Origin of the sequence: Dapis brunnea BLCC-M229, assembly GCF_050015995.1 — a bacterium.
Lineage (GTDB): Bacteria > Cyanobacteriota > Cyanobacteriia > Cyanobacteriales > Microcoleaceae > Trichodesmium.
Map to the genome: position 1 here is coordinate 4,077 of NZ_JBNHEP010000088.1, position 9,682 is coordinate 13,758.

Sequence of the window (9,682 nt, forward strand, 5' to 3'; positions counted from 1 at the left end):
TGTTGCTTCAACTTCCGGTGCTTCTACTGTTTCTGCTGTTGCTTCAACTTCCGGTGCTTCTACTGTTTCTTCTATTGTTTCTCCTCGTTGAGCAGCCATCATTTTTTCCCTAAACTTAGCTGCCATTTCCTCTGCATGGTCATATACCAGTTGTGGATTTTTCACCATTGCCCCTGGTTCCGGTTCTAGTTGCTTCGTTGACAAAGATATACGACCTCTGTCAGCATCTAGATCGATGATCATAACTTTTAGTTCATCATTGACTTTTAGTACACTGCTAGGAGTTTCTATATGGTCGTGGGAAATTTCTGATATGTGCAGTAAGCCACTTACACCACCAATATCAATAAAGGCTCCATAAGGTTTAATACCACGAACTGCGCCTACTACAACTTCCCCTACTTCTAGGCGATTCATCTTCCGCTCAACTAAGGCACGACGATGACTTAAAACTAGACGATTGCGTTCTTCGTCTACTTCTAGGAATTTTAGAGGTAATTCTTCGTTAAGTAAATCTTCTTTTGGCTTGCGCGTACTAATGTGTGAACCCGGAATAAATCCACGTAAACCTTCTATCCGAACTAGAGCACCACCACGATTTGTCGCAAATACTTGGGAACGCACAGTTGCATCTTCTGCTTGTAGTTGCCGGACTCTTTCCCAAGCCCGCATATATTCTATCCGTCTAATGGACAAAGTTAACTGTCCATCTTCATTTTCATCTGTGAGAATAAAAAATTCTCTTGTTTCATTAGACTGTAGAACTTCTTCAGGGTTTTCTACCCTATTAATTGACATTTCTTGGATCGGAATATAAGCAGCAGTTTTAGCTCCAATGTCAATTAATGCTCCCCTTGGTTCTAAACTAAATACTGTCCCTGCTACAATATCCCCAGGACTAAAGTGATAGTCATATTTATCTAGTAAGGCTGCAAAATCTTCGTGAGTAAAGCCAATGTCCTTGGCTGGTGTTTTCAAATTTATCATGCGTGTATTTTCTTGGGATTTCTCTCCTTAATGTTTTTTACTTGTCTTGATAGTTTCTGCTTCATAAAACTGATATAAAACGTCATAATGAGGACATTTCAATGTTTATTTCCTGCTTCTACGGTCACTGTCGGCAGCAGGACCTCCACAGGCATTAACGGTCAAGCCAACCGCACATCTCTACTACTTTATAAGTTATATATGAGACAAAACTTTACCTTTACAAAAATTATGGTTTTATAGAAAAACCAATTTTTTTTGTATAATTTTAGGTAAGCAACTTTTACTTTTCAGGCCATTAGAGTTTTTGTAGCTAATACCACTTGCCGAATAAAGGCTTGGGTATTTACTTCATTTTTTTATAACTCTAATTTAGAGTTCGACTTACCTAGAGTGTTTATTTACTCTAGTGAGGTCTATATATCAGTAGAATATAAATTTTACCGAGTCAAGCCAAGTTCCTAAACTATCATTATGATTCAAAACACTTTATTTTACCACAACTCTGAGGATAGTTATTTTTGGGCCACTTTTTGCCAAGAACTTTCCAATTTATCTATAGATTTGGGCAGAATACCTAGACCTACTGCTTGTCTTGGTATCTTATCGGAATGTTGAGAATGTTTAGTATAATATTAAGTGGTAACTCACCCAACGATTGTATCGGGATAGCAAATTTAATCTAACAGAAGTAGTTAATTGACCTACCACAGTCAATATCGCTCGTACAGAAAATTTGCCTATCTTAACGTTCAAAATCTACAAACAAAATATTCAACCGTTGGGCAAAGAGACTTAGGCTGGGCAGTAGTTGTTGCTATTACAAGAGTGAGGGCAGTATTAAGACGATTCAAACCTCCAGAGACTAAGTAAGACCTTGCCCTAAGTGTTAATACTTACCGAAAAATCAAGGTATAAAGCCTTCTATTTCAAGAGAAAAAGCGGTCGTTTGCAGAGCAGTCCGTAGGATGGGATGGCGAGGTTTCCTCCCCATATCCAATCGACCAAGAGAGCGGTCGTTTGCGCAGCATGACCTAGTAGGATGGGATGACGAGGTCTCCCGAAGAGTGCAGAGTCGCTCCGAAGTGCGCCATATCCAACCTACCAAGAGAAAAGTGCTAGGATATTTCCTTATATTCAATTCCCGTACGGTTTTAACCAGAGGTAATTATCCATTATCCATTAATGAATCGATCCATCCGTATGTGAAACAGGATACTCATGCCATTAGTAACAGCATTGGGTATGTAATATATCTTAAGTCAAAAAATATCTTTAAACTATATTAGTGCTATAGTTCATAAAAATATAGTCAAATATGACATATGCTTATTTTGCAGTTGTTACCCTGACTGGGTGAACTACAACAACCTCTATCCCATAGCTAAAAGCATTTGGGACTGCTTTTTCTTTTCCTCTTTGCATGATTATCTCCCTGATTCAATTTCTACTTGGTCATAATACAGAGGCTTGGACATAGGTTCTTATGTACCTAGAGGTAGCGTGTCAGTCCAGGAATTTCACCCTATTGAACTCAGATCGTTGACTCTTGAGGCTATTTTATTTTTTATTATCACCAACATTGTTAGATTATGTCAATATTCGCCCCAATTTCTGGAGACAAAAGACCATATTTAACTATATATGACTATATTTGTGTTGAATATTTATGATACTTACTAGAGTTATAACCAAATAAACTGAAAAAATAGCACTTAGGTCGAGACATACCAATAATTTCAGGTATTTATCAGTGCTAAGAACTATCTGCTTTACACAGCAGAGGTTTTCAATTTGTTATAACCTTTGAAATCAAGTTTTCTGCTATTGTTAAGTTCAAGACTAAGTTGTACAAGAGGCTGGTGTTTCATGATCGGGAGCATCTTGTTGTAAAGAAATGTCAGAACTTTTTGGCAAAGTCCTAGAAAATTCTAAATTATCTTTTTGATTTTGTAGATGATTTAAAGTATCTACAAAATCCCGAATACCTTGAAATTTACGATAAACAGAGGCAAAACGAATATAAGCCACTTCACTAATAGCACTCAATTTACTAAGAACAATTTCACCAATTTCAGCACTGGTAATTTCTCTCTGGGATCTCCCCTGTAATTCAACTTCTATTTCATTGACAAAAGCTTCAAGCTGACTAGCTTCAATACCAGTCTTTTCGCAGGAACGGATAATACCTCGAAGTAATTTCGACTTGTCAAAAGACTCCTTTTTACCATCCCTTTTGATCACTGTTACTGTAACAAATTCTATTCTTTCATAAGTCGTGAAACGATGCTGGCAGTTCATACATTCCCGCCTACGTCGAATACTCTTACCAGATTCGGCTGAACGGGACTCTAGAACACGACTATTTGTATGTTGGCAAATTGGACATAGCATACTTGAAATTTTTCATACATAAATAATTTTGCCCAACTCAGGGAGATGGCCACTTGTTGTTAGTTATTAGGTATGAGTGCTGGGCTGAGAACTCAGCACTCATAACCGATCAAAAAGGCAATTTTTTGGATAGGAAACTCATCAAGAATGATTACTTTCCAATCCTAGGTGGATCGCGGAAGGCGATCGCAAAAAATATTACACCTAAGGCCAAAGCTAATACCAGTATATAAGCTGCACTTTCCATAAGGGAATTTCCTGAAAATCCAGTTCTTTATTAGTTTACCAGTTGATAGTAAATAAAAGTCCAACGAAAATACTTTGTAACTTTTTTCAAAGTAATCGTTGGACTTTTATCAAATTTGAAGATTAGATATAACTATTTGGCCATCATTGTATTGATGCCAAATTTTAGTATTTGTTTTGTGATGTTTACTCCCTACGGGTACTCAAGTCACCCAATTTCTGGAATAAACCAAACTCTACTTGTTCCTCTAGGTCTGGGTCAATACCGGCGAATACATCGCGGAACAAAGTCCGGCATCCGTGCCAAATGTGACCAAAGAAGAATAGGAGAGCAAAACAAGCATGACCATAAGTAAACCAACCACGAGTGCTAGTTCGGAATACACCGTCAGACCCTAAAGTTTCTTGGTCAAACTCAATAGGTTCACCTCCCTGAGCTTTACGAGCATACTTCTTAACATCTGCAGAGTTAGTAAACGTTTGACCATCAAGGTCACCACCCAAGAAGCTAACAGTTACACCCTGTGCTTCAAAACTATATTTTGACTCTGAACGACGGAAAGGAATATCAGCCTTAACCACACCTTCTGAATTGGTTAAAATAACTGGGAAAGTTTCAAAGAAGTTAGGTAGACGACGTACAAATAATTCCTCGCCATCCTTATCCTTAAACACAGGATGACCAAGCCAACCTTGAGCTAAACCATCACCATTGTTCATTGGACCAACACGGAATAGACCACCCTTGGCAGGACTATTACCAACGTAGTCATAAAAGGCTAATTTTTCGGGTATAGTTCCCCAAGCTTCTGAAGCAGTTTTGCCTGCTGCTAACTCAGCTTGCACGCGACGATCTATTTCTTGCTGGAAGTAACCACTGTCCCACTGATAACGAGTAGGGCCAAACAGTTCGATAGGAGTAGCAGCACAGCCGTACCACATTGTTCCAGCTACAACGAAGGCTGCAAAGAAAACTGCTGCAATACTACTAGAGAGAACTGTTTCAATATTACCCATCCGCAAAGCTCTGTATAGACGTTCTGGGGGTCTTACAGATAAGTGGAACAAACCAGCAATAATTCCGACAATTCCTGCTGCAATGTGGTGGGCTACAATTCCTCCAGCATTAAATGGGTTAAATCCTTCTGGTCCCCAGGCTGGGGCTATCGGTTGGACAGAACCCGTCAATCCATAAGGATCTGATACCCACATTCCTGGACCAAATACTCCGGTCAAGTGGAAGGCTCCAAAGCCAAAGCAAAGTAAACCAGATAAGAATAAGTGAATACCAAACATTTTTGGCAGGTCTAGAGCAGGTTCTCCTGTACGTTGGTCAAAGAACAAGTCTAAGTCCCAAAAAACCCAGTGCCATACAGCAGCTAGGAATAACAGACCAGAAAGAACAATATGAGCTGCTGCTACACCTTCAAAAGACCAAAAGCCGGGATTGGAAGCTACCTCTCCTGTAACACTCCAACCACCCCAAGATTGTGTAACACCTATACGGGCCATGAATGGCATAACAAACATTCCCTGACGCCACATGGGGTTCAGGACTGGATCGCTAGGGTCAAAAATTGCTAGTTCATAAAGGGCCATTGAGCCAGCCCAACCTGCTACTAGAGCAGTGTGCATTAAATGCACTGAGATTAGTCGTCCTGGATCATTCAGAACAACTGTGTGTACACGATACCAAGGTAGTCCCATTGACTACGCTCCTCCTATAAATAATGATGTCTAATCTATTCTGAAAGCTTTTTTCTTTTGCTTGTTATGTACAAAGGGTCACATAATGTGACAATTTGATGTTTACTTCCTGCTTCGACTGAGGCCGTCGGCGGTTACTCATCCACAGGTATTCACGGTCGTTCGCCGAAGGCGGAGCGTAGCTCTCACCAACCGCATCTCTTAGATTTATGCTCTCTTCAAAAATAAATTGTTCCTAATATTAGTCCTATCATCAAGATTGTTTCGGACTAAATGGCCAATATCACTAGATGAGGGCATAAAAATTAAAACTTTTTCAAGAATTGTATAGAGTTTTGAAGTTAATAGCAAGTAAATTGAAGAAAGAATAAGGACATAGTATTAACTGTTGATATTCACCTAAATTTTAGCTATTTCCAAAGTCTTAACAGTAATGGCTGCTATAGTAATTTCTACTCTAATTAAAATTAAATAACTTTTGACTTTTAAATTTTGACTTTTGACTTATTTGTGGTTAGTTTGACAAATAGCTGAGGTACTACAAAGATATTCCAAGACTTTTTCCGCATTAATCAAGCGAGTTAATACAACGTTGCCAATATTTTGATTAGAAGCAGACTTTTGAACTTCAGCAGTGGGATAAATCTCTACCATTAAAACTGCATCTTCGACACGATGGAGCCACATTTGTTCGTTTTTATCCCACAGACAGATTGACATTTTTTTGATATCGGGTGCCCGTCTCCAGGCAGTTTCATTCCAAAGGCCACCTACTGTCCAAATTTGACCTATTGCCCATCCCTCTGATAAAAAGAAGTATTTCACAGACTTTTATAAGGTTTACTAATTTATCAAAAAGTTTATCAAAAATAAGAGTCTTGAAAATATGTACAAACAAATATTAAGTAATGTGAAAAAAAGTTAGGCTATTGGCTGGAAAAGCTGAAAATTTAATGTTTTTTCTATAGAATTATTTAGATTTGATTTATATAATAAATTCGACTTTATCAACTACAGAATTCAAGCTGAAGCCAGAGAAAATATAATATAAACCAGATTCAGGAATATTGATTATGAACCTTTTAACTGCCAATCAAAATGATAATATTCTCTGTCAAAATTCTGCAAGTAATGGTTTTCTGGTAAGTAGGCGATCGCCTGGTTTGGGGATGTTGGTAGTTATTGACCCCAGGGTGGAAAATTATGGGATGTTGGCATCGGGGGTTTTGCCGGGGGCAAAGGTTGTAATTCTGGAATCTGGTGAGGATGGGGTTAGACAAGTAAGTAGAGCGATCGCCGATCGTCGGGTTTCTAGTCTGCATATTGTTTGTCATGGTTCTCCTGGTAGTTTGCAGTTGGGTAATACTCGGTTGAGTCTTGGAAATTTGGCAGCATATGGGGAGGAGTTGGAAAGATGGGGTGAGGGGATAGGGTCTGGTGGAATATTGTTGTATGGTTGCGAGGTAGCTGCGGGAGATATTGGGGCAGCATTTGTGGAAAGGTTGCATGAGTTGAGTGGGGTAGGTGTTGCTGCTGCTGTCGGTCGTATTGGTTGTGCAGAGTTGGGTGCTAGTTGGGAACTTGGGGTTAAAGTTGGGAATGTTGGGGATGGTTTGGCGTTTGGGGAAGAGGTGTTGGTAAATTATGGTGAAGTGTTTGCTGATATTACTGTTAATAGTACAGATGATCCTCTAATAATAAATGTTGGTGATGGGTTAGTAACATTGCGGGAAGCTATTGCGGCTGCCAATAACGATACAACGACTGACTTAGGAGAAACGGGTAGCGGTGCGGATACTATTATTTTTGACCCTGCTGTATTCGGTACACCTCAAACTATTACTATTATTCCTTTTCCTCCATTAGCTATTCCTCCATCTACTACAACTCCACGACCATTTTCTGTTACTGATGATTTAACTATTGAAGGAACTGGTGCAGCTAATCTAACTATTAGTGGTGATAATACTTCACGAGTTTTTAATATTAGTAACGCTACAGTCACTATTAGTGATGTAACAATTAGTAATGGGTCAGCTACAAATGGTGGAGGTATATATGCTTATTCTGGTACTACTGTCACAATTAACAACAGTACAATCTCTGGAAATTCAGCCACCAGTAACGGAGGCGGTATTTATAGTGAAGGTAGCATAACTTTAGACAATAGCACTATCTCAGGAAATACAGCATATAGAGGGGCTGGCGTTTTTAATCATCTCTATGGTTATTTGGCAGTAACAAATTCAAGCACTATTACTGGGAATGTTACAACAGGAGGAAATGGTGGAGGTATTACTAACCTTGGTGATAGTAACAATCCAAGTACAGTAACTATAAACAATAGCACTATTTCTAATAATCAAGGAGGAGATGGTGGTGGTATTTATAATACTTACGGTATTCTGACAATCACTAATAATAGTAATGTTTCAGATAACAACGCATCATCTGGTGGTGGCATTTATACAAGGAACAATACCACTGTAACAGTAAGCAATAGTAATATTTCCAACAATAATGCTAGCAATGATGGTGGCAGTATTTATAATGGCGGAAATACAACAATAGATAGCAGCACAATATCGAATAATAGCGCTACTGAGTACGGTGGTGGTGTTTTCAATACCAATAATTTGGTAGTAAATTCCAGCACTATATCAGGTAACATAACGACAGGTACTTCAGTAGGTAGTGGTGGTGGTGCTATTCATGGTAATTTTCTTGCTACTTTGACACTTAATAATAGTACAATTTATGGTAATACTTCCAACTTTTGGGGTGGAGGTATTAACCAGGTTGGAGGCATCACAGAAATTAACAACAGCACAATTTCTGGGAACATAGCAAGTAATAATGGAGGAGGTATCAATAATGCCAACGATCCTGACAGTACTAATACCCTAACAATAAACAACAGCACTATTGCCTTCAATACTGCCGGGAATAGCGGGGGAGGAGTTTATAATCAGGATGTAAATGTTAATGTTAATAATTCTATTATTGCAGGCAACCAGGATAATTTCAATCCAGATGTTTTTGGTGGTTTTAATAGTAATAATTCTAACTTAATTGGTGAGACAACTGGTAGTACGGGTTTTAATGGTAGCGAAGTATTATCAGTTTCAATTGATTCTGTACTAGACACCACTTTGCAAAATAATGGTGGTCTAACACAAACCCATGCTTTAATTCCCACTACTACTAACCCTGCTATTGATAGTGGAAATAACGGTGATGTTCCACCTGGGGACTTCGATCAACGAGGTACAGGGTTTCCTCGAATTATAGATGGTGATGGAGATGGTACAGCAACGGTTGATATTGGTGCGTTTGAAATTACACTTCCGGCAATATCAATAGATGATGTTACAGTTAGCGAAGCCGATGGTACTGCCACATTTACTCTGAGTTTGGATCAAACCAGTAGCCAAGATATTGCAGTAGACTACATTACTACAGACAACACAGCTACCACACCAGAGGACTACACGGGAATAAGCAATACCACAACAATAGTAGCAGGTCAAACTACTGCCAGTATTACAGTAGATATTACTGACGACACTATAGATGAATTAGACGAAACATTTAATATCGATCTGTCTAATCCTGTCAATGCTACTATAGCAGACGACCAAGGTATAGGTACTATTGTAGACAATGACCAACCAAGCGTTACTATTGCTGATGTTACAGTAGATGAAGATGCAGGAACTGCAACATTTACTCTCACTTTGGATCAACCTGGTGCTGAAGATATTATTAGTGTAGACTATACAACTACCGATCAAACAGCAACTGTTCCAGATGACTATACTGCAACCAGTGGGACGGTTTCATTTGCATCAGGAATAGAAACTACTGCTACCATAACTGTAGATATTATAGATGACACTATTGACGAAATTGACGAAACATTCTTAGTTAGTCTTTCAAACCCCACCAACCTGAGTATTGCCGATCCAGAAGCTACAGCAACTATTACCGACAACGACCAACCAAGTATTACCATCGACGATATTACAGTAGATGAAAGTGGCGGTACAGCAACATTTGCCCTAACATTAGACCAAGTAAGTAGCCAAGATATAACATTAGACTACAATACCACAGATGATACTGCTATCAACCCAGACGACTATACAGCTATTAGTGACAGTTTAACCATCACAGCAGGAGAAACCACAGCCACAGTTACAGTAGATATTGTAGATGATAATCTTGTAGAGGACGCAGAAACATTCAATCTTAACCTGTCAAATGCAGTCAACGCCACCATATCAGACAACCAAGCTACAGCAACTATTACCGACAACGACCAACCAAGTATTACCATCGACGATAT

Annotated in this window: 6 protein-coding genes; 1 reads left to right on the forward strand and 5 read right to left on the reverse strand. The window is 38.9% G+C overall.

What is annotated here, in order from left to right; translation table 11 throughout:
- From ACP6PM_RS10095 to ACP6PM_RS10115, 5 genes are all read right to left on the reverse strand, one after another.
- Positions 1 to 987 (reverse strand): 30S ribosomal protein S1 (locus ACP6PM_RS10095; protein ID WP_426584211.1); only part of this gene is annotated, 987 nt, incomplete at its 3' end.
- A gap of 1,842 nt (positions 988 to 2,829) precedes the next feature.
- Positions 2,830 to 3,381 carry a transcriptional regulator NrdR gene (gene nrdR / locus ACP6PM_RS10100; protein WP_426584213.1) on the reverse strand — a complete coding sequence of 184 codons (552 nt, stop codon included), beginning with the start codon at positions 3,379 to 3,381 and terminating at the stop codon, positions 2,830 to 2,832.
- Positions 3,382 to 3,532: 151 nt separating this feature from the next.
- Entirely contained in the window at positions 3,533 to 3,628 is a 96-nt protein-coding gene (locus ACP6PM_RS10105) for a photosystem II reaction center protein T (RefSeq protein WP_011613950.1), read from the reverse strand.
- A 185-nt stretch (positions 3,629 to 3,813) separates the two neighbouring features.
- Positions 3,814 to 5,334 carry a photosystem II chlorophyll-binding protein CP47 gene (psbB, locus tag ACP6PM_RS10110; RefSeq protein WP_426584215.1) on the reverse strand — a complete coding sequence of 507 codons (1,521 nt, stop codon included), beginning with the start codon at positions 5,332 to 5,334 and terminating at the stop codon, positions 3,814 to 3,816.
- A gap of 504 nt (positions 5,335 to 5,838) precedes the next feature.
- Positions 5,839 to 6,159 carry a hypothetical protein gene (locus tag ACP6PM_RS10115; protein WP_426584217.1) on the reverse strand — a complete coding sequence of 107 codons (321 nt, stop codon included), beginning with the start codon at positions 6,157 to 6,159 and terminating at the stop codon, positions 5,839 to 5,841.
- A gap of 248 nt (positions 6,160 to 6,407) precedes the next feature.
- Here ACP6PM_RS10115 and ACP6PM_RS10120 point away from each other — a divergent pair.
- Positions 6,408 to 9,682, forward strand: a 3,275-nt coding sequence (locus ACP6PM_RS10120; RefSeq protein WP_426584219.1) for a Calx-beta domain-containing protein, incomplete at its 3' end; no start/stop codon positions are given.

Bases quoted from the DNA above. Each gene is read 5' to 3' on its own strand.
- nrdR (WP_426584213.1), bottom strand. From the start codon at position 3,381: ATGCTATGTCCAATTTGCCAACATACAAATAGTCGTGTTCTAGAGTCC.
- ACP6PM_RS10105 (WP_011613950.1), bottom strand. From the start codon at position 3,628: ATGGAAAGTGCAGCTTATATACTGGTATTAGCTTTGGCCTTAGGTGTA.
- psbB (WP_426584215.1), bottom strand. From the start codon at position 5,334: ATGGGACTACCTTGGTATCGTGTACACACAGTTGTTCTGAATGATCCA.